This window comes from Rhodopseudomonas sp. BR0G17, assembly GCF_010907025.1.
Lineage (GTDB): Bacteria > Pseudomonadota > Alphaproteobacteria > Rhizobiales > Xanthobacteraceae > Rhodopseudomonas > Rhodopseudomonas palustris_H.
Genome location: NZ_QUML01000099.1, coordinates 1 through 583, shown reverse-complemented (window position 1 = coordinate 583; position 583 = coordinate 1). Strand labels below are relative to the sequence as shown.

Below are 583 nucleotides of genomic sequence, written 5' to 3'. Positions count from 1 at the left end.
ATCTCGCGTGCGCGCAGGTCAAGTCCGGGGCGGCTGTAGATGTCGCCGAACGGAAACTCGATCAGATAGCGGGCGAAATCCGGCGCAATGTCGGCCAGTGAATCGACGACCTTGTGGCCGGCCTCGCCGTCAATCGTCGACAGCGCGCGCAGGCCGCGCTCGAATCTTTCGTGCTGGTCGGATAGCTGTTGCGTCATCGTCTGTCTCCACCTTGCTGGCGCCGGCCGCATAGCCGGCGATCTTGGTGTCGAGGACGGTCAGGCAGGCCTGAAGTTCGGCGACATGCGCCTGAACCTTGTCACGGTGCTGCTGCAGCAGGACGCGACGGGCGTCTTCGGTTGCAGCTCCGCGTGCGCGCAGTCTGGCGTAAGCCAGCATGTCCCGGATCGGCATCCCGGTAGTCTTGAGTCGACCAAGAAACTCGATCCAGATCAGGATCGACGCGTCGTAGTCGCGCTGGCCGGATGAATCGCGAGAGGCGCGGGGCAACAGCCCGATCCGCTCGTAATAACGCAGCGTGTGGGCCGACAGTCCGGTTCGCCTGGCGAGGTCTCCGATCTTCATGGCCCGCTCTGTCCGTCAC

Annotated in this window: 2 protein-coding genes; both read right to left on the bottom strand. The window is 64.2% G+C overall.

The genetic code is table 11. The features are described 5' to 3' along the window. A partial coding sequence (locus tag DY467_RS25375; RefSeq protein ID WP_502706456.1) for a carboxymuconolactone decarboxylase family protein occupies window positions 1-197 on the bottom strand: 197 nt, incomplete at its 3' end. Beyond that, a complete protein-coding gene (locus DY467_RS25370; protein ID WP_164603390.1) occupies window positions 130-564 on the bottom strand; it encodes a MerR family transcriptional regulator in 435 nt (144 codons plus the stop codon). The genes DY467_RS25375 and DY467_RS25370, both read right to left, overlap by 68 nt. Between the last annotated feature and the right edge of the window lie 19 nt (window positions 565-583).

Coding starts and splice junctions, on each gene's coding strand:
- DY467_RS25370 (WP_164603390.1), bottom strand. CDS start 564: ATGAAGATCGGAGACCTCGCCAGGCGAACCGGACTGTCGGCCCACACG.